The sequence below is a fragment of the Neobacillus niacini genome, assembly GCF_031456445.1.
In the GTDB taxonomy this organism is placed as follows: domain Bacteria; phylum Bacillota; class Bacilli; order Bacillales; family Cytobacillaceae; genus Neobacillus; species Neobacillus niacini_I.
Genome location: NZ_JAVDUQ010000055.1, coordinates 1 through 19220 on the forward strand (window position 1 = coordinate 1; position 19220 = coordinate 19220).

The following is a 19220-nucleotide window of genomic DNA, read 5'->3' on the forward strand; positions in this document are numbered from 1 at the left end:
AGCTCGAATGTTACGTTGGCTCGTGTTCTCTATATAATAGAAGAAACACGATTATTATTGTTTGTTGACGTTTTTGTTTGTTTAGTTTTCAAAGAACAACTTTTTTAAAGCAGATTATTAATATATCATCTCATCTTCAGCGTGTCAATTATTATTTTAAAATAATTACCACTTGAATCAGCGACATTTTTAATCATAACAGAATCATTTATCAATATCAACTCTTTTTTTAGAGAGAATTATATTTCTGTTAGTCGCTCGTATTTGTTTGGCGACAAGAAGTAATATTACTAGATTACTTTACAAATGTCAACGACTTTTAAATATTTTTTAAGATTTAGTCTCATGCTACTTTCTCTAAGTGTTAACATTCAATAACCATTAATAAATTTAAATCCTCTTTGGATAAATATTACAAATATTGGTGATTAATAAAAGGATAAACAAAATCTTATGAAGGGGCAACAGACCATGAACCAAATCCCTCCCTTTCGAAGACAAAGGGCGTACCTTTCCCAATTTACAACAAGTCAACTTCATCTAAAAAACCCTTGGGTTGTTGCTTTTTTTTCCTTTTCCTATCCGGGATTTGGACACCTTATGCAGCATCGGTATATAGCAGCGTTTATTTTGATTCTATGGGAAACCTTTATTAACTGGAGGGCAAAGGTAAACCTAGGCATTCTTCATTCCTTATTAGGTAACTTTGACAAAGCCAAAGAAGTTCTAGACGAAAGGTGGTTAATTCTCTATGTAGCCATTTATATGTTTGGCATCTGGGACGGATATCGGACCACCATTGACTTAAACAAACAATATGTATTGGCAGACCGAGAGGATGCCCCTATGTTGAATATTAAAATGGGCTCTTGGGACATGAACTACTTAGATAAACGGAAGCCTTGGGTGGCTTTAATCTGGTCAGCCTTATTCCCCGGTCTAGGGCATCTTTATCTACATAATGTAATTTCAGGATTCTTTGTTTTTATTTATACCGTCGGGATTTGTTATTACGGTCATATTCTTTATGCGATCCATTTATCAATGTTAGGCGATTTTTCACAGGCTAAAGAAGCGATTAATATGCAATGGGCACTTTATTTTCCATCCATATACTTTTTCATCATTTACGATGCCTATGCTTCTACTGTTGAGAACAACAAATTGTTCGAAAAAGAAATGGCAAAATATTTACGGACAAACTATCAAAACATTCATTTTAAAACTCCCCTATAAAGGATTGTGAATACCAATGTTAGTAATTGCTACCTTCGAAAATTCAATCTTTATAGAATTAGCGATTACAGAACTCAAACAAAATGGCTTATCGAACGAAAAGATCCTTGCAGCCCCTCTTGATAAAAGAACCGTGAAAAGACAACTATTTGACACCATCTATAAAGCGGATGGTTTGAGTCTATTTGACGGCGCTGCAATCCTGGGGACCTGTTTCATGCTCCTAGGAGCGATCTATGGATATATTCTAAAATGGGGGCCCATTATTTGGGGAATTATCGGCGCGATCTTCGGTCTTCTCTCAGGATTTCTAATAAAACTATGGATTGTAAAAAAGGGAAAAAACGGGTCAAAAAACGTTACTTCTGAAATTGTCTTAATGATTCGATGTGAAGAAATTCAGTGGAAGACGGTTGAAAAAATTTTATGGGAAAACGGAGCACTCGGTTTAACTAGGTTAGAAAAGAATTAGTCAAATGCCAACAACAACTCGGCCTCTGTTGGCTTTTTTTATTTTTGGTAAACAGCAAGCTGCTACAAGTCAATCTCTCACTTTTGTAGGTATCCATTCTGTTTGTCGATAAAATCGAATTTTGTGTTGATATCCAGCGGAAATGTGTTGATATAATTCGAATCTATGTCGATATTCTCAATAAATGTGTTGATATAATCAAAATCTGTGTTGATATCCCCAAAATTATGTTGATAAAACTGCCACATGCACTAGAGTAGAAAGATTAGGTAAACTTATGAAACAATAAGTCTATATTTTTCGTCTAAGATAATGCTAACATGATTGAAATGAAAGGAAATATGGTTTTGAAACTGAAACGATTTGGAAGCTTTATGTTTATATTAATTCTTGCGATTTTCGTTTATCTATATATTGTATCTCAAATGCAATCCGAGAAACAATCCGTTTCCTTACCAAACGGACTCAACCCGATTGTAAAAGAAGGAGCAAACCAATTAATCCGGCAATCTGCGAAAAAAGGAATCACGGTTGTGATTACCGACGGATTCCGCAGTATGGCAGATCAAGATCAACTTTATAAGAAAGGCCGAACATCCGGCGGGACGATTGTAACGAAGGCCAAGGGAGGAGAATCTTTTCACAATTATGGACTTGCCGTTGATTTTGCGCTAAAAACTCCTTCCGCAAAAGTCATTTGGGATAGGAATTATGACGGAAATCAAAATGGGAAACCTGATTGGGACGAAGTAGTGGCAATCGCAAAAAGCTTAGGATTTCAATGGGGCGGTGATTGGGCTCAATTTAAAGATTATCCGCATTTACAAATGGACTTTGGCTTAACACTGGCTGAATTACAGAACGGCAAGAGACCTCCTAAATCATATGAAAATACAAAATGACAATAATTGGTTAAAATGTGAACATTGGGGTCAGACCCCGATTTTCACATTTACCTTGCATAATCCCAAACGTCTCTACGCCAAAATCATTCATAAACACATGTGCCCGGGTCTGGATATAATCGCTTTTATTGAACTTTTGTTTCATCACTGAATGAAACAATCTCCATGAACTGGCAAAATCACTATCTTGCTCGTAACCATAAAACTCTTCTACCACCCCTTTTATCTGATTATCTTCCGAAAAAAGACTCAACCTTATCACCTGGAAAACGAGAAAAATACCAACAACCAGCAAAGCTCCAACAGCAATCCTTTTAAAGCGAGCGGCTCTTTTATATATGGAAATCTCCTTTAAAAAACTAATCATTCCAGCATATGCGCCAACCTGTCCATCTAGTATGATTTCCATATAACGACAACCATCGACTCCTCTCCCGTTTAACCAAACCCATCTGACTTTCACACTCTACCGCTTTAAACTTTAGCTGAGTGGGGGTCAGACCCCTTAAACCAGACCCCTTAAACCCCTTTAGAAGGCCCCATCGGTTTATGCAGTTTTAATTCTTCCGAAGTCAATTGAATTTGCTCAACGCCTTTTACGGTTTTCCCATATTTGGAGATGGAATCGCCATTCTCTACTTCAGATAAATTCATCCCATCCGACCCACCTGCAGCCTTGCCCGAAAGTGTAAAATCATAGTAGGTCAATTTCTTTTGCGAGTCTTCCAAGGACTTGATCTTTTTTTGTAAAGAATTTAAATCATCTTCTTGAATCTCTTTCTTATGATAGACTTCCTCCAGCTCATTTTTTAAATCCTTTAGTTCATTACTGAGGTCATGAATAATCCCTTCTTGTTTTCTTCTTTCCTCTAGAAGCTCGTGCAAATTGGTTTTCGTATCCCGAATCGAATTGACCATTTCATCGGCATTACCCGCCAACCGGTTCAACACCATCAATTGTTTCGTTAATAAATCATTCTCCAAATCATACGGATAGCGCAGCTGGTGATCCACTTCACTCCAGCCCTCTTCAAAAATCGTCCTGACTTGAATCTCGGCAATCGTCATTTCTTTTGTAATTTGACTCTCAATCAAGTAATGCCAGGAACGGTATCCGGCAGGATGTTCTTCAAAATCAAAATGCTCGCTGTACTCTCGAATCTCAGCATCATTATAATCCCCTTTCCGAAAATAAATCTTTGCCCGTTCATGCAGATTCCAAGTGGCTCTTATCTTTTTATCAATATGAATCGCTTGATCCTTATATAAATGGAGAACGCGAATGCCCAATAAATCCGTTACCTCCGTTCGGTAGTTACCCACCGTAATTTTATAATCCGGATTTTGCTTCTTCTTACTAATCGTCTTGCGAATGATTTTTTCAACTAAATGCTCCGGATTTTTCACCCGGGTCCGAACCGAATGAACATCCGGGTGACTTTGAAGAATAGATAACAATGGAGAGGTAGCTGCCTTTAAGGTAGGAATAAACTCCAGATAATCCTTGTAAATCTGAATAACCTCGGGCCAAACAAGTCCAGCCTCATTGAATTCCTTTTCATCAATGTTATAGGTTTTGAAAAATGGTTGCTGCTGATTTTCTAAAGACATGTATATTTCCCCTTCTAAACAGTCAATTCCTCACCAAAAAACTCTACATAATGATTATTCTTCCTGTTGTCTCAAGAAACTATTAGCAAAGATTTTCTAAAAACCAGCATTGATAGATTCCCTGTCAAAATATTTTTGATTAAAATGACTCGATGTAATTCATACTAAAACAGAGAAAAAATGGGATTCCAAGATATAATCCTATAACTGGAGAAATGGAAAATGGCTTTTGGAAAAAAACGTTTACAAAGGAACATGGAACAAAACAGCGATCCGGGCATTGACCCTTCCATCCGAAACCAAGGCTCCATATCCATTCGTTTAACAGAAAATACCAAACACTTGCAATCCATCTATAATGATTGCTCCGATATCATTTTTCGTCATTTTTTAATGGGAAACAAAACCCATGCTGTTCTTATCTATCTGGACGGAATGTCAAATATAGAAGAAATCGATCATTATGTCCTTCCCGCCTTAATGAGAGAAGAAGCAAATTCGGATGTAGAGTCCATTCTCAAACAAAAGCTAACCATTTCAAGTGTTAAAGAGATTAAGACCTTCTATGATGTCGTAAAAGAGGTTTCATCTGGCAACCCTGTTGTTTTAATCGATGGGCAAATCATTGGATTCTCTACCGGACTACCCAAATGGGAAAACCGTTCGATTCAAGAACCAACAGCTGAATCAGTTGTTCGCGGACCTAGAGATGGCTTTATTGAGGCAATCAGTACCAATGTTGTTCAGATTCGCAGAAAAATTAAAAGCCCGAACCTCAAAACGAAAACCATTCAGGTAGGGAGATACAGCCAAACAGAAGTGGTCATCATGTATATAGAGGGGCTCGCAGATCAAACACTCATTGAAGAGGTACAAAAACGATTAAACCGGATTGATATCGATGGGGTTTTAGAAAGTGGCTACATTGAAGAATTTATTAAGGATCATCCCTATTCCCCATTTCCGCAAATTTTAAATACGGAACGACCAGATGTCACGGCGGCAAACCTGCTTGAGGGAAATGTGGTGATTTTAACAGATGGAACACCTTTTGTCCTAATTGCTCCCACCACATTTTATTCATTGCTGCAATCTCCAGAAGATTACTATGAAGGATTTATGAGTGGTACATTGATTCGTTGGCTCCGTTATTTCTTTTTACTGATCGCTTTGCTGCTACCTTCTGTCTATGTCGCCATTTTAACGTATCATCAAGAAATGATTCCTACCTCTCTTTTGATTAGCGTAGCAAAGTCTCGGGAGCAAATTCCGTTTCCTGCATTGGTCGAAGCACTCCTTATGGAAATGACCTTCGAGGCATTAAGAGAAGCAGGAATTCGACTACCGAAGAATATTGGTTCAGCGATCAGTATTGTCGGAGCATTGGTGATTGGACAAGCGGCGGTTTCTGCAGGTCTCGTATCTGCGCCCATGGTGATTGTCGTAGCCATTACGGGGATCGCTTCCTTTTTAATCCCTCGTTATAGCGCCTCGATCGCCCTTAGAATGCTTCGTTTCCCGATTATGTTTCTTGCCGGGACACTAGGGCTAGTAGGAATTATGCTTGGGCTACTTACCATTATTATTCACATGTGCACCATTCGTTCCTTTGGCGTCCCCTATCTTCAGCCAATGGCGCCTATGAAAAAATCCGAGATGAAGGATGTCTTGATCAGGGCTCCATGGTGGTCCCTAAAAAAGCGCCCGCACTGGACAGGTGAATCGAATCAAATTCGGCAGTCAAGCAACCAAAAACCTTCTCCAAACAAAGAAAACGAATAAGAGTGGATGAGACATGATCGAACAAGGAAAAATTTCACCAACCCAAATGGCTTTGATGATGAACCCGGCTATTTCAGCAACGGTTCTCCTTCTCGTACCCGCTATAACAGCAAAAATAGCACATCAAGACTTATGGTTGTCACCCATTTGGGCCTCCCTAATTGGCTTTTTCGTCCTTTTTACCGCTAATCAATTAAACAAGCTTTATCCGAAAGAGACGATTATTGAATATAGCGAACAGATTCTCGGGAAATTTTTTGGAAAAATAATCGGCGGGATTCTCCTCATTTTTTATTGGCATATAACCGGTATCATCGTTCGGGAATATGGAGAGTTTGTATCCGGAACCTTTCTGCACCAAACACCCATGGTGATCATTATCGGAACAATGGTCCTCGTTTGTTCCTTTGCGGTTATGGGAGGAATTGAAGTCATTGGCCGGGCGGCGGAAATGATTGTTCCGTTTGTCATTCTTTTGTATTTATTAATTTTCGTCATGCTGATTAAAGATTTAGAAATGAAAAATATTTTTCCCGTCATGGAAAAAGGATTCAAACCTTCCTTAATGGGGTCCATCGTTCCACAAAGCTGGTTTAGCGAATTCATCCTTGTCTCTTTTTTCTTACCGTATTTGTCAAAAAGAAAAAAAGGAATGAAGTGGGGAATGATTTCTGTAAGCAGCGTTTTATTTTTAATGGTTCTTACCAATCTCATGAACCTCATGCTATTTGGAAATTTGACCGCTCATCTGACCTATCCTGTTATGGTAGCAGCCCGCTATATTAGTATTTCCGATTTTCTGGAACATTTAGAGTCGATTGTCATGGCGATTTGGATTGCAGGAACCTTTGTTAAAATAACCGTGTTCTACTATATCCTTACACTTGGTACTGCCCAATGGCTTAACCTTTCTGATTTTCGTCCCATTGTTTTGCCTATCGGCTTCTTAGTCCTCGTTTGCGGGATATGGTCGGCCAATGACCTGCAGGAGCTTTCCCATTTTCTGTCAACCTCAGGAGCTTTTTATATTCTATCCGTTCAAGTAATGATTCCGCTACTCTTATGGCTCATTGCCATTATTCGAATAAAAGTTCAACAACGGAAAGGATCCAAACAGAATGACGCCCCGGCAAATCATTAAAAAAAGCATAATGTCATTTCTCTTTATTTTTACCGTTTTATTTTTATCAGCCTGTTGGGATCGACAAGAAGTGAATGATCTAGCTTTAATAATGGCCACAGGATTTGATAAAAAAGCAAATAACCATATTGAACTAAGTGTTCTTGTCTTTATACCAAAAGGCGGCGGCAGTCAACAGACATTGGGTATTAGTAGCAGTGGGGAAGATTCTAATGTATTGGTAAGATCGGCAGAGGGTATCACCATAGCCGATGCCATGGCAAAACTCCAAGAAAAGCTGCCGCGTATGATTTTCTGGGGGCATAGTGAAGTGTTTATCTTTGGCGAAGCGCTGGCGAAAGACGGGATTCGTGACCATGTTGATTTTATTATGCGGCATCCGCAGCTGCGGGAACGAGGACACATCTTCGTCAGCAAACAAAAAGCCAAAGACATATTGTCGCTTTTTCCACCACTTGAACGAGATTTATCAGAAGTTTTGAATGAATTAGTGAAACATCGAGCAGGGATGAATGTTACAACGAAGGAATTCTCACAATGGTTGATTAGTGATTCGGGAGATTGCGCCCTGCCCTGGATTAAAATCCTCTCTCCCGAAAAGGGAAAAGACCAAAAACAAACCATTGCCTATATCAAAGGTACCGCTATTTTCAATAAAGATAAAATGGTGGGACTTATTGATGATTCTGTAACAAGAGGAGTTCTTTGGCTAAGAAATGATATCCGATTAGCCATTATCACCATTCATCCCCCTCATACAAAAGGGTATATTTCTATTAATTTGACCCAAGCCGATACCAAGCTATTACCAAAAATCGAGAACGGCAAATGGAAGATCACGCTCCAATCCGAATCCAATAGTGATATTATCCAAAACACAACAAAATTGGATGTTTCCAATCCGGAAGTTGGAAACATGATTGAAAAACAAGTAGATCAAGTAATAGAAAAAAGAGTGAAACTGGCATTGAACCAGGTTCAGAAGGACATGAAAGCAGATGTCTTCGGCTTTGGGGAAGCCTTTCACCGCAAATATCCGAAAATATGGAACAAGGAGGGAAAACGTTGGGATGAAATCTTCCCGAATGTGGAAGTGTCTTTCAAAATAAAAAGTAAGATTCGCAGGCAAGGTATGAGTTCTTAAACCTAAAGGAGGGTCTAATCATGAAATGGGGAGCGATATTAGGAAGCATTCTGATCATTTTAGTGATGACCCTCTACCAATGGCCAAAACTAACTCAAAATCAAAAAAGGGATAAAATAGCCTTTTTATTCCTTTCCATCCTCGGATGGATGTTAACGATTTTACTGATCTTTTTCCCGGATATTCCAGGTCCCACACAACTAGTGAACTCGCTGTATGAACCGCTAGGGAAATTATTGGAAAAATAAAACTACTTCACCTGAAAAGAGACCCTGGTTGTTTTTGTACTGTAGATAAACACTCTACTTTACGAATAAAAGGCTAAAAGAAAGGTGCCTTAGCACCTATCGTGTTTCAAGACTTTAATCGAATATAACATGACCTTATAGGTAGGATTAGCAATCTGAAGACAAGACCCTAACGACAGGAGTTCTATGATAAAAATAACATAGAATTATAATTTTTAAAATTTTAAGAAAGATATCGATCGCTGGAAAAAAACGGTCTAATTCCAATTACTATTGTAATATATCTAAATATTCATTATAATACTATTAACTGAATAATTATTCAAATAAATGAATTGCGATAACAATGGTCTTCCAATTGCAAGGTCAATCCTAGGTGAAAGGACAGAATGGCTCTGGAATGTTGCTTTTTATCTTAAACTAGCGGAGGTCGAATGGATGAAAAATCTACTGAAAAAGTGGAATCAATTAAGTCTAGTAAAACAAATTATTATCGGATTAATTATTGGTATTATCCTAGCAGTAGCAATTCCTGAAACAGCAAAACCCGTAGCCATCTTTGGTTCTTTATTTGTCGGTGCCTTAAAAGCTGTTGCACCGGTACTCGTACTCTTCTTGGTGATGTCGGCTATCGCCCAACACAAAAGCGGCAACAAAACCAATATGAAATCCATCATCGTACTTTACCTATTGGGCACCTTTTTAGCAGGATTAATCGCGGTTATTGTTAGCTTTATTTTCCCAGTAGGACTAAAACTTGGCTCAGGTGCAGAAAATGTGACGCCTCCTGGCGGCGTGTCAGATGTCCTCAAAACATTATTAATGAACATTGTCGATAACCCAGTGAAAGCCATTTTCAATGCGAACTATATCGGCATCTTAGCTTGGGCAGTCGTTCTTGGCTTTGCATTAAAAAATGCCTCAGATACAACCAAAACTATGATTGCCAATTTTTCCGACGCAATATCGAAAGTCGTTACATGGGTCATCAAGTTTGCCCCACTTGGTATCATGGGTCTGGTATTTGAATCCATTACGGCAAATGGACTTGGTTCTTTATTAAGCTATGGAAAATTACTGGTCGTTTTGATTGGCTGTATGTTCTTTGTCGCTCTTGTTGTGAATCCACTCATTGTGTACGCGGGAATCCGTCAAAACCCGTATCCACTTGTGTTAAAGTGCTTAAAGGAAAGCGGAATTACTGCATTCTTTACACGCAGCTCAGCCGCAAATATTCCTGTAAATATGAAATTATGTGAAAAACTAAATTTGGATAAGGATACGTATTCTGTATCGATTCCATTAGGCGCCACCGTCAACATGGCAGGTGCGGCCGTAACGATTTCTGTTTTGACACTTGCAGCAGTTCATACACTCGGCATTCATGTGGACATCCCGACAGCCATTATCCTTAGCGTCCTATCTGCTGTATGTGCTTGCGGTGCTTCAGGGGTTGCCGGTGGTTCCTTGCTACTGATTCCTCTAGCCTGCAGCTTATTTGGAATTTCAAATGATGTGGCCATGCAGGTAGTCGGTGTAGGCTTTATCGTCGGAGTGTTACAAGATTCTTGTGAAACAGCCCTCAACTCTTCCACTGACGTCCTATTCACAGCAACAGCTGAATTTAACAAGTGGCGTAAAGAAGGAAAAAAAATCAACCTTGAAAAAGCATCCTAAAACAAACAAAACACACTGGATTTTATATCAGTGTGTTTTTTGTATTTGTGGATAAGTTGCGAATTTTTGTAGATAACCTGCCCTATTGTTGATATATCCCCAAAATATGTTGATATCCGGGCAAAATTTGTTGATATAATTGAAAATCTGTGTCGATATCCTCAAAAAGTGTGTTGATATAATCAAGATTTATGTTGATATCTTCTTTTAATCCAAAATGGACTATAGAGAATGTAAAAACTCAGAATCATCACCAGTTCCAATGAAAGAAGATACCACGGCCATGGACCAAGATAATCTAAAAGAGAAGCGGATTCAGGTTTTTTCATGGTATACAGATAATTCGCACCAAGTAACTTATTAAGGGCAAAGACAACTGCTGCATATAGGTTCACAAGCATAATCGTCACCCACATGGAACAAAGGGTTGGCCGATAGTTGAAAGCTGTCACCATAAATAAACAAGCCAGTATTACCCCTCCATGTGAAACAAAAAACTCGATATATCGAAAGTGAGGAAACGAAAACTTATCGAGGCTAGGCGTCAAGATGGCCTGAACGGAACTGCCAAGCCCCGCAAAATACATGAATTGAAAAAGTTTCAAACTTCTCGAAAGCAGCATGAAAACGGCAAGGATGACAACAAGATCACTAAGATGCAGTGGCAAATCTCTCCTTATTGACCATGCATGCTCTTTGATAAGCCAAAGATGATACGAAACATCAGAAACTACTAAGAGGACTGCGAGAGAGAACCGGAAAATCCTTCGTTTCCTATTCTTCTTTAGCATATTCCGCATAACAAACAGGAGAAAACAAAGGACGAAAATAATTCCAATCGTCAAGAGGTGCTGTACGGAAAAAAGGCGAAACGAATCAAGTTTTGAAGGAAATTGAAAGTATTCTTTCATCTTACTAACTCCATTAACCGAATTGATTCTTTTAGTCTGTGCTTAAAGCGATGAATAATACAACAACGGATTAATGGTATGAATCTATCGGAAACCCAACTAAAGATCCTTTTACAACGACTTCAAGTACGGAGAAAGTCTCAAAATAAAGGAGATTAAGTTAGTTCATAAGACATTATTTCTATTTTTAAAAGTGGTGTATATTTAATTGGTAAAAAAATACAGGAGGGATTAGATGTCCAAATTTTTCAGGTATGTGGTATCCATTGTCTTTACCGCCATTCTGGCGATGGGGATTTTTACTCCGGTCCAAGCAGAGTACAATTCACAGGGGGGAGGATATTGGCTTCAAAACAATAAAGTAAACCAGGCTACTAAGCTCATGGAACAAGGAAAGTCAGTAGAAGAGGCCGGTGTCAAACCCGCACAGCCACAAGTTCGTCAAGGGTTTAAGACATTACAAGAAATGAGACAAGAGGATCAAAAGAATTCGGTATCGTACCAATCCCAGCCGGGCGCCCCTGTGCTGACAGCTGAAGGATGGCTCCCGCCAAAATTTGAGTATGATTATATTACGACCTCAGATGAATGCCGGCAAAATACAGCCAGCGGATCTCAAACAGGATGGATTAAAAACCATTATGCGTTCTGCTGGTCCCATGTCGCTACCTACCAAGTACCAAGAAAATGTTATTTGGGAATTTGTTCCTACGATGGTGTTCAGTTCCAATTCACCGAAATCGGTTATGGATCCAATCATGACCGAAAAATGCGCGTCGTCTATTACCTTGACGACATTCTGATTACAAACCCGGCATTAAACGGGGCAAAGCTGAAAATCGATTTTGGCTGTGATCCCAAAATCAGTGCGGGAGACTGTAAAGAAGACCCGGACACACCTTCTGTTGAACGAACGATTGCTCAATGGAAAAATAACAACTATGGTATCAAGAACTTTTTCTCAGATGCCCCCCCGGCAGATGATACCAATCCTGATCGAATTGGATATATGGAATTCTGGCCAAAACTCACCGTAACCCATGCACCAAGAAAATTCAAGAAGACCATCGATGGCATTAAACAAACCGTTCGATTCGATTCAGCTACGTACATGTTTGCCTTTCCTGACCAGTATTTTCGAAATGGAGCCATCTTCAGCAAAACAAATTCAGTATTAAAGGTTCCGATAACGGATCCTAAGTTTTCAATTTTAGAGGAAGCAGGAGAGCATTGGAAGTTTGCGATGGAGCATCCGGAACAAACGATACCGACTGTTCTCGGGAAAAAAATCCCCGGTGCCTTAGGTGACAGGCCGCTGACCCGTTTGTATACAAGAAGGCATCCTGAAGACTATGCGAAAAACAGGAATAAAACAAGAGCTACATGTGATCGGGAATTTAAGAATGAAGACCGTACTGGCAAGCAATGCGATGAATTTCCTTTTGCTTCGACTTGGGAAGGATCGGCGATGAACGGACAGGACTGGTTCTCAATTCGCCTGATTTCCGCCGATTCCAATCAAGCAGCAGGATCATGGCTGGGTTCCTGGTATGCCTATGACCGCATTCTCGATCGTGATCCATTCTATGTTGAGGTTGAAGCACCGGAGGAAGTTGCCTCGATTCGTTCAGAAGGAGCACCACAAGACGGGCAGGATCATCGCTCAAGCGGCAACTTTAAAATCGACAACATCCCGCCTTATTCAACCAAGTTAAAATGGACGATTACAGATGGACCGACAGATGCCCATTTTGATGTGATGCATGACGACAGCTTCGGAATCGATGAAACGATTTTCAATGATCTTCATAATGGATCGATTACCGAAATTAAAAAGAGTGACAACCTATACATCGCCAACCCAACTAATACCGGAGGCAAAAGCTTTACTGTACACGTCACCGCAATACCTTAAGATTGTATTGTGTCAGGCACCATGTAGATTGTTATCGTGCCTGACACTGTTTTTGTTGATATATTCGGAATCTGTGTCTAAATCCTCCAAAAATGAGGAAACCAGGAAACCTCATTGGCTTCCCGGCCTACTAGACTTATTGCGCTTTATTCACAAAATCATTCGTATATGTTTGGCTGAGATCGACATTTTTTACAGCTGGTTTAAAGGCGGAAAGAATTTTTTGAACATTTTCCGGTACCCCGTCCGGCATTTTTCCGTCCGTTGTAAACATTGGAAGCTGACCCTTTAGCGCTTGGATATACAAGGCTTTATCCCCAGCATAATACTCTTCAGGCAATTTGTCGGCTATTTCCTCTGGTGTATGGGTGCTCATCCACTTCAATGTCCGAACATAGGCATTGGCTAATTTTTGGACAACATCCTTATGCGCTTTCACATAATCGTTCGTCATATATAAACTGGTTGCAGCATATCTTCCCCCTAATGCTTGTTCTGTGCCCTCTTTTGAGTTCATGTCCACAAAGGTGTAGGCCAATTTTTTATTTTTAAGAAGGGAAGCAGTTGGTTCACTTGTAACAGCCGCATCAATTCGTTTATTTTGCATCGCTGCGATTAACGTTTGACCGGCTCCGACAGGGAGCGGCTTGTAATCGCTCTCTTTATTGCCGCCTTTAACGACATTATAGCTGGCAAGCATGTTGGTTGATGACCCAAGCCCGGTGACGCCAATGGTAAGTCCTTTCAAATCCGCTAATGTTTTTACCTTATCCTTTAAGCGATTGGCAACCATCAGCTGTTCACCCGGAACGTCGGCCATTGTGATAACCGCTTCCACCTTTTTCCCTTTTGTCTGTAAATCGAGCGTATGATCATAGAAACCGCCTGCACCATCCACCTGACCTGCCAGTAGGGCTAATTCTGCATCTTGACCTGCACTTTCCTCGACAAGGGTAACTGTAACACCTGCATCCTTGTAATACCCCAGTTTTTCAGCAAGCATATAAGGCAGGTAAATAATTTTCTCTAAACCGCCCACCATAATCGAAACTTTTGGTGTTCCCTTTGTACTGCTGGTGTTTTTGGGTGTAGTTGATGCGGCTGTTGAAGAATTGGAAGAACAGCCGGAAAGAAGCATTGCCGCAATAGCCATACCTGAAACCCCTAAACTTAATCTTTTCATCGTCTTACCCATACGTAATTCCCCCTTATTTTTTAAAATTAGGCTTTTTTTGTAGATGTTGTTGTTTTTAACTGAGTATTTACACTAAGAAAGGCTTCTACAAGTGTAGAATTACACTTTCTTAGCAGGTTTACAGCTTTTATCAGCGAATCTAGTCCCTTTATCAGCGAATTAAAGGTGTTTATCAGCGAATTCAGCCTCTTTATCAGCGAATCGGAAGCTTTTATCAGCGAATCAAGAAAAGCCCAATTTTATTGACGGATATGCCGCCATGCGATAAACCGTTTTTCCAGTTTTGAAACTCCCCAATCCGCAATCAAGGCGGTGATGGATAGTATGACCATTCCTGCAAATACCCCAGTTGTATCAAATGCCCCCTGTGCCTGGGCAATCAAATATCCGAGACCTTCCGTAGCGCCAATGAACTCCCCTACCACAGCCCCAATTAAGGCAAAACCAAAGCTTGAATGTAAACTTGAAAGAATCCATGTAAGGGCAGATGGGATAATCACGTGTCTAGCTAATTGGCGTTTGCTGGCACCTAATAACCGGGCATTGTTGACTAAATTACGATCGACTTCTCTAACCCCTTGAAAAGCATTGAAGAAAACGATGAAAAACGTAAGCACTAATCCTGAAGCAACCTTTGACGACATCCCAAGACCAAACCATAAAATAAAGATTGGGACAAGGACCACCCGTGGAATCGCATTGATCATTTTAATATAAGGTCCTAAAATCACGGATAACAGTTCGTTCATCCCCAGTGCATAGCCAAAAATAATTCCGGCAATCCCACCCAATACAAAAGAAAGAATCGTTTCTTCAAAAGTAATGATGAATTGCTTATAAAGCGGACCAGCCGTTGTTCCATTCACCGCCCATCCCCATATATGCTTTGCAATATCAAAAGGACTTGAGAAAAAGAAAGGATCAATGATGTTCCGACTGGACAGATATTGCCAAGAGCCCATAAGAAGAATAAACAGTGTCAGTTGAAGACTTAGGTTTCGCGCTCGAAGTTTTACTGACTTTCTCCGCATTTCAGCTTTACGTGAAACCACTTCCGCATTAGCTGGATTGGGAATGGAGTTTGTTTGCGTTCTCATAACTAATCATCACCTCGTCCTTCAAATCTTCCCAAATCTGCTTATGGATTCTCATAAATGCGGGATCAAAACTTATTTCAGCTACATTTCGCGGTCTCGGCAAATCGATCCGATAATCCCCTTTAATCGTTGCCCCCGGCCCCGCAGTAAGAACAATCACTCGATCACTTAAGGCAATCGCTTCCTCTAAATCATGCGTGATAAAAAAGACGGAAGCAGAGGTTTCTTCCCAAATCCTTAGCAATTCATCTTCCATTAAATGTCTTGTGTGGACATCAAGGGCCGAAAATGACTCGTCCATTAGAAGAATCTCGGGTTGAACAATAAGGCATTGTGCTAATGCAACCCTTTTACGCATCCCTCCAGAAAGCTGGGAAGGATAATGCCCCTCAAATCCTTTGAGTCCGACGCGGGCAATCCATTTCCTTGCCTCCTCATAGGCATCCGCTTTGGTTCTGCCCCGCATTCGCAGCCCGAGTGAAACATTGTCAATGACCGTTTTCCATGGAAAGGCATTTTCTGTTTGAAAAACACAGGCAGCTCTTGGGTTAATTCCCTCTAATTTTTCATCAGAAATCAGAACCTCGCCGGCAGATGGCGGTTCAAACCCGGCGATCAAGCTTAAGGTAGTCGATTTCCCACATCCCGTTGGTCCTACAATGGAAACAAACTCTCCTTTTGGAATTTTCAAATCAATATTGCTTAATACGGTATGGACTTCTCCAGATGGCTTAACAAACTCCTTTGTCACACCTTTTAACTCCATCATGGCTGGAGCTGATTCTGTCATGGCCCGATACACCTTTTTCTCCAATGCACCCACTTGATTCCCCCATTTCCTTATCTTTTAATAACGTTTACAAATTTGATTATAGAAAATTCAAAACATTATGAAAACGTTTACGCAATATCGTTAATAAAGAGAATAAACACAATTAAAACGATTTTCCCAACGCGAAAAATGACTATTTTGATATAGACTGGTATTCCGTTTCTACTTTAAAATAAGGGTAGTCTTATTTTTCTGAAAATTAACTTCATTGAAGCAAACTAGGAAGTGGATAAGCTTGAAGGCTAAAAAAAGAAAAGTGAAGTTACGAACGAAAATGAATCTCCTTATCTTAGTAAATCTCCTTTTTGTCCTTGTCCTTTTTATCGTGACTCTTTCCTTGATTATGGTTCACCGGGAGTATGATGAGACAGGAAGTAATGCTTTGTCTGTAGCTAAAACAGTAGCGGGCCTGCCGGAAGTGGTTCAAGCCTTTAAAAACCCGAATCCCTCTCCCTTCATTCAGCCCATCGCAGAAAATATCCGAAAGGAATCGGGGGCACAATTTATTGTGGTTTCCAATATGAACTTAATTCGCTACAGCCATCCTGACAGATCCCAGATTGGTAAGCATATGGTGGGGGATGATGACAAACAGGTTCTTTCCGGTCATGGGAGTATCACGATGGCAAAGGGGACTCTCGGATATTCCATCCGAGGCAAATATCCTGTTTTTAATGAAAAGCACCTTCAAATTGGCGTGGTTTCTGTTGGTTTTACCATAGAGAATATATGGAAAAAACTTACCTCTCTCATTCTCGAAATCATCGGAATCGGTTTAGTCGCATTGGTAGTGGGTCTATTAGGAGCTTGGATCCTCTCCGGCCATATAAAAAAGGAAATTCTTAATTTAGAACCTTACGAAATTGCTTTTCTCACCCAACAGCAAGCGGCCATTCTCGAATCGATTCGTGAAGGAATCGTTGCCATTGATACAAACGGAAAAATCATGACCTTCAATCAGGAAGCTAAAAGCATGCTTGCACAAAATACAGAAGAATTAATTGGAAAATCGATTACGTCCATCCTTCCGAGCTCTAGGCTGAATGAAATCATCGAGGAAGGGACTTCCCACTATGACCAGCCAATGATCTTTGGGAATTCATTAGTGGTGGTGAACAGAGTTCCTGTGAAAATGGATGGGGAAGTGATTGGGGCTGTCGCGAGCTTTCGCGATAAATTGCAGCTCGATCAGATGGACCAGCGCTTGGCCGATATCGGGCAATACGTCGATACGCTAAGAAGCCAGCGCCATGAATTTATGAACAAGCTTCACCTGATTTCAGGGCTGATTCAAATGAAAGAATTTGACTTGGTAAAGGACCTCATCGAAGATGTCCATCATGAACAGCAAAATGTCCTTAACTTTTTTCTTGCGAAGGTGCGTGATCCTGCGATTGTCGGTGTTCTAATTGGAAAAATGCACCGGGCGAAAGAACTGGGAATTGGGTTGACCATCAGTGAAGATTCCGAAGTATCGGAGATTTGCCCCCATCGGGAAACGGTCTTAACGATTCTAGGAAATGCGATTGAAAATGCAGTGGAAGCCATAACCATTGCGGCAAAGGAAAGAGCCGCCGCGATGATTTCAGTCTATATTAAAGAGGAACGGGACCAGCTGATTTTACAAGTAAGTGACAATGGACCAGGGATTGACCCGGAACTGGGGGATCAAATTTTTGCGGATGGTGGTACAACAAAAGGGGAAGGCCGGGGATTTGGCTTAGCATTAGTCTCCCGTCTGGTTTCACGATTAAATGGAAGTGTTGTGATGAATTCTTCGTCAGAAGGAGCAATATTACAAGTGAGCTTACCAGGGAGGGATAAGGATGGCTGATCAAGATTTGCGGGTAATGGTGGTGGATGATGATTTCATGATTGCCAGAATGCATGGTAAATTTATCTCTGCACAGAAAGGTTATCAGTTGGCGGGGACTGCCCATAACTACGAAGAAGCGATTAGGATGCTTGAATGGGTGGAACCGGATTTAGTGCTACTGGATGTCTATCTTCCCGATGGTTCCGGAATTGAGCTGCTTCGCGCCATTCGGTTACAAAATAAACGCTGTGACGTGATTTTGATAACCGCTGCAAAAGAGCTGGAAGTGGTCGAAGACGGTTTTCGCTTCGGCATTATCGATTATTTAATCAAGCCTTTTGACTTAAACCAGCTGAAAAAATCCTTAGATAAGTATTTGAAATTCAAATCACGCCTATCCAGTTCCACCCTTTTGGATCAAGGAACCGTAGATGATTTAAAAAAGCTGCGAATCTCGGAATCAACCGCACTCCCACTCTATCAAAAAGGAATTGATTTACGGACATTAGAAAAAATAAAAAAATGCTTCTCCACTTCAGCCAGTCCCTTGAGCGCCGATCAAATTGCCAAATTAGCCGGTGTCAGTCTATCCACCACAAGAACCTATCTTTCCCATTTGGTAGAAGAAGCCGAATTGATGGAAGAACAGCAGTACGGAACCGTAGGCCGGCCATTGAGGTTATACCGGCTAGTGGAGTAATGGGTGATGAAGCGGAGCAGAAGAATGACGTGGGGAACTTTTCCACGTCATTTTTGTAGATATCCTGCCTTTTTGTTGATATATCCCCAAAATGTGTTGATATCCTGCGAAAATGTGTTGATATAATCGGAATCTGTGTCGATATCCGGCCAAAGTGTGTTGATATAATCCATTTTTGTGGTGATATCTTACGAAAATATGTTGATATCCTAAAAATCAGCTGAAAAAGCAAACCCTTATTGTAGATATGGTACTTGATTGTTGATATATTCTCAAAATGTGTTGATAACCAGCGAAAATGTGTTGATATAATCGGAATGTGTGTTGATATCCTTCATAAATGTGCATATAATCCAATTTTGTGTTGATATCCTGCCCAAATGTGTTATTTCCTTATCCACAAACACCAAAAAAGACAACCTTCATCAGGTTGTCTTTTTTGGTGCCTGGCAACGTCCTACTCTCACAGGGGGACAGCCCCCAACTACCATCGGCGCTGAGAAGCTTAACTTCCGTGTTCGGTATGGGAACGGGTGTG

Annotated in this window: 17 protein-coding genes and 1 rRNA gene; 11 read left to right on the plus strand and 7 right to left on the minus strand. The window is 40.5% G+C overall.

The genetic code is table 11. The features are described 5' to 3' along the window. The first annotated feature begins 600 nt into the window (after positions 1 to 600). The 3 genes from J2Y67_RS26200 (at position 601) to J2Y67_RS26210 (ending at position 2610) form a co-directional block, all read left to right on the plus strand. Positions 601 to 1236, plus strand: a complete 636-nt coding sequence (locus tag J2Y67_RS26200) for a hypothetical protein (protein ID WP_310178895.1) — start codon at positions 601 to 603, stop codon at positions 1234 to 1236. A gap of 16 nt (positions 1237 to 1252) precedes the next feature. Continuing rightward, positions 1253 to 1708, plus strand: a complete 456-nt coding sequence (locus tag J2Y67_RS26205; protein WP_310178898.1) for a hypothetical protein — start codon at positions 1253 to 1255, stop codon at positions 1706 to 1708. A gap of 320 nt (positions 1709 to 2028) precedes the next feature. Then, on the plus strand, positions 2029 to 2610 hold the full coding sequence (locus J2Y67_RS26210; RefSeq protein WP_310178899.1) for a M15 family metallopeptidase: 582 nt from the start codon (positions 2029 to 2031) through the stop codon (positions 2608 to 2610). Positions 2611 to 2620: 10 nt separating this feature from the next. Here the strand turns inward: J2Y67_RS26210 and J2Y67_RS26215 are convergent, their stop codons facing one another. Together J2Y67_RS26215 and J2Y67_RS26220 are read right to left on the minus strand one after the other, a co-directional pair. Next, complete coding sequence (locus tag J2Y67_RS26215; protein ID WP_310178901.1) at positions 2621 to 3022, minus strand: hypothetical protein; 402 nt, start codon at positions 3020 to 3022, stop codon at positions 2621 to 2623. Positions 3023 to 3132: 110 nt separating this feature from the next. Beyond that, positions 3133 to 4224, minus strand: a complete 1092-nt coding sequence (locus tag J2Y67_RS26220) for a hypothetical protein (protein ID WP_310178903.1) — start codon at positions 4222 to 4224, stop codon at positions 3133 to 3135. 222 nt (positions 4225 to 4446) lie between these two features. On the opposite strand from J2Y67_RS26220, the gene J2Y67_RS26225 reads away from it, so the two are divergent. The 5 genes from J2Y67_RS26225 to sstT all read left to right on the plus strand — a co-directional run bounded on the left by J2Y67_RS26225 (position 4447) and on the right by sstT (position 10216). Next, positions 4447 to 6006 (plus strand): spore germination protein, encoded by a 1560-nt coding sequence (locus tag J2Y67_RS26225; RefSeq protein ID WP_396954145.1) that lies wholly within the window; start codon positions 4447 to 4449, stop codon positions 6004 to 6006. A gap of 13 nt (positions 6007 to 6019) precedes the next feature. After that, a complete protein-coding gene (locus tag J2Y67_RS26230) occupies positions 6020 to 7147 on the plus strand; it encodes a GerAB/ArcD/ProY family transporter (RefSeq protein ID WP_310178905.1) in 1128 nt (375 codons plus the stop codon). Beyond that, positions 7125 to 8291: a Ger(x)C family spore germination protein gene (locus tag J2Y67_RS26235; protein ID WP_310178908.1), complete on the plus strand. Its 1167-nt coding sequence runs from the start codon at positions 7125 to 7127 to the stop codon at positions 8289 to 8291. The genes J2Y67_RS26230 and J2Y67_RS26235 overlap by 23 nt, the downstream gene beginning before the upstream one ends. Positions 8292 to 8311: 20 nt before the next feature. Continuing rightward, positions 8312 to 8539 (plus strand): hypothetical protein, encoded by a 228-nt coding sequence (locus J2Y67_RS26240; RefSeq protein ID WP_310178911.1) that lies wholly within the window; start codon positions 8312 to 8314, stop codon positions 8537 to 8539. 438 nt (positions 8540 to 8977) lie between these two features. Beyond that, on the plus strand, positions 8978 to 10216 hold the full coding sequence (gene sstT, locus J2Y67_RS26245; RefSeq protein ID WP_310178913.1) for a serine/threonine transporter SstT: 1239 nt from the start codon (positions 8978 to 8980) through the stop codon (positions 10214 to 10216). Positions 10217 to 10398: 182 nt separating this feature from the next. Here sstT and J2Y67_RS26250 read toward each other — a convergent pair whose 3' ends face one another. Next, positions 10399 to 11127 carry a YwaF family protein gene (locus J2Y67_RS26250; protein ID WP_310178915.1) on the minus strand — a complete coding sequence of 243 codons (729 nt, stop codon included), beginning with the start codon at positions 11125 to 11127 and terminating at the stop codon, positions 10399 to 10401. A 235-nt stretch (positions 11128 to 11362) separates the two neighbouring features. Between J2Y67_RS26250 and J2Y67_RS26255 the strand changes: the two genes are divergently transcribed. Then, a complete protein-coding gene (locus J2Y67_RS26255; protein ID WP_310178918.1) occupies positions 11363 to 13042 on the plus strand; it encodes a NucA/NucB deoxyribonuclease domain-containing protein in 1680 nt (559 codons plus the stop codon). A 136-nt stretch (positions 13043 to 13178) separates the two neighbouring features. Here the strand turns inward: J2Y67_RS26255 and J2Y67_RS26260 are convergent, their stop codons facing one another. The 3 genes from J2Y67_RS26260 to J2Y67_RS26270 all read right to left on the minus strand — a co-directional run bounded on the left by J2Y67_RS26260 (position 13179) and on the right by J2Y67_RS26270 (position 16124). After that, positions 13179 to 14237 carry an ABC transporter substrate-binding protein gene (locus J2Y67_RS26260; RefSeq protein ID WP_310178920.1) on the minus strand — a complete coding sequence of 353 codons (1059 nt, stop codon included), beginning with the start codon at positions 14235 to 14237 and terminating at the stop codon, positions 13179 to 13181. 239 nt (positions 14238 to 14476) lie between these two features. After that, positions 14477 to 15334, minus strand: coding sequence for an ABC transporter permease (locus tag J2Y67_RS26265; protein WP_310178923.1), 858 nt, complete (start codon positions 15332 to 15334; stop codon positions 14477 to 14479). Beyond that, complete coding sequence (locus J2Y67_RS26270) at positions 15297 to 16124, minus strand: ABC transporter ATP-binding protein (RefSeq protein WP_310178926.1); 828 nt, start codon at positions 16122 to 16124, stop codon at positions 15297 to 15299. Before J2Y67_RS26270 ends, J2Y67_RS26265 begins: the two co-directional genes overlap by 38 nt. 277 nt (positions 16125 to 16401) lie before the next feature. On the opposite strand from J2Y67_RS26270, the gene J2Y67_RS26275 reads away from it, so the two are divergent. Both J2Y67_RS26275 and J2Y67_RS26280 read left to right on the plus strand, forming a co-directional pair. Then, positions 16402 to 18000 carry a sensor histidine kinase gene (locus J2Y67_RS26275; RefSeq protein ID WP_310178928.1) on the plus strand — a complete coding sequence of 533 codons (1599 nt, stop codon included), beginning with the start codon at positions 16402 to 16404 and terminating at the stop codon, positions 17998 to 18000. Further along, positions 17993 to 18682, plus strand: coding sequence for a response regulator (locus tag J2Y67_RS26280; RefSeq protein ID WP_310178930.1), 690 nt, complete (start codon positions 17993 to 17995; stop codon positions 18680 to 18682). The genes J2Y67_RS26275 and J2Y67_RS26280 overlap by 8 nt, the downstream gene beginning before the upstream one ends. Before the next feature lie 444 nt (positions 18683 to 19126). Here the strand turns inward: J2Y67_RS26280 and rrf are convergent. Then, positions 19127 to 19220: ribosomal RNA gene (gene rrf / locus J2Y67_RS26285) — 5S ribosomal RNA — on the minus strand; the annotation flags it as partial.

Excerpts from the sequence above, each read along its gene's own strand:
- J2Y67_RS26240 (WP_310178911.1), top strand. The coding sequence starts at position 8,312 with ATGAAATGGGGAGCGATATTAGGAAGCATTCTGATCATTTTAGTGATG.
- J2Y67_RS26270 (WP_310178926.1), bottom strand. The coding sequence starts at position 16,124 with ATGACAGAATCAGCTCCAGCCATGATGGAGTTAAAAGGTGTGACAAAG.
- J2Y67_RS26200 (WP_310178895.1), top strand. The coding sequence starts at position 601 with ATGCAGCATCGGTATATAGCAGCGTTTATTTTGATTCTATGGGAAACC.
- J2Y67_RS26215 (WP_310178901.1), bottom strand. The coding sequence starts at position 3,022 with ATGGAAATCATACTAGATGGACAGGTTGGCGCATATGCTGGAATGATT.
- J2Y67_RS26255 (WP_310178918.1), top strand. The coding sequence starts at position 11,363 with ATGTCCAAATTTTTCAGGTATGTGGTATCCATTGTCTTTACCGCCATT.
- J2Y67_RS26280 (WP_310178930.1), top strand. The coding sequence starts at position 17,993 with ATGGCTGATCAAGATTTGCGGGTAATGGTGGTGGATGATGATTTCATG.
- J2Y67_RS26235 (WP_310178908.1), top strand. The coding sequence starts at position 7,125 with ATGACGCCCCGGCAAATCATTAAAAAAAGCATAATGTCATTTCTCTTT.
- J2Y67_RS26220 (WP_310178903.1), bottom strand. The coding sequence starts at position 4,224 with ATGTCTTTAGAAAATCAGCAGCAACCATTTTTCAAAACCTATAACATT.
- J2Y67_RS26265 (WP_310178923.1), bottom strand. The coding sequence starts at position 15,334 with ATGAGAACGCAAACAAACTCCATTCCCAATCCAGCTAATGCGGAAGTG.
- J2Y67_RS26225 (WP_396954145.1), top strand. The coding sequence starts at position 4,447 with ATGGCTTTTGGAAAAAAACGTTTACAAAGGAACATGGAACAAAACAGC.
- sstT (WP_310178913.1), top strand. The coding sequence starts at position 8,978 with ATGAAAAATCTACTGAAAAAGTGGAATCAATTAAGTCTAGTAAAACAA.
- J2Y67_RS26205 (WP_310178898.1), top strand. The coding sequence starts at position 1,253 with ATGTTAGTAATTGCTACCTTCGAAAATTCAATCTTTATAGAATTAGCG.
- J2Y67_RS26210 (WP_310178899.1), top strand. The coding sequence starts at position 2,029 with ATGATTGAAATGAAAGGAAATATGGTTTTGAAACTGAAACGATTTGGA.
- J2Y67_RS26250 (WP_310178915.1), bottom strand. The coding sequence starts at position 11,127 with ATGAAAGAATACTTTCAATTTCCTTCAAAACTTGATTCGTTTCGCCTT.
- J2Y67_RS26260 (WP_310178920.1), bottom strand. The coding sequence starts at position 14,237 with ATGGGTAAGACGATGAAAAGATTAAGTTTAGGGGTTTCAGGTATGGCT.
- J2Y67_RS26230 (WP_310178905.1), top strand. The coding sequence starts at position 6,020 with ATGATCGAACAAGGAAAAATTTCACCAACCCAAATGGCTTTGATGATG.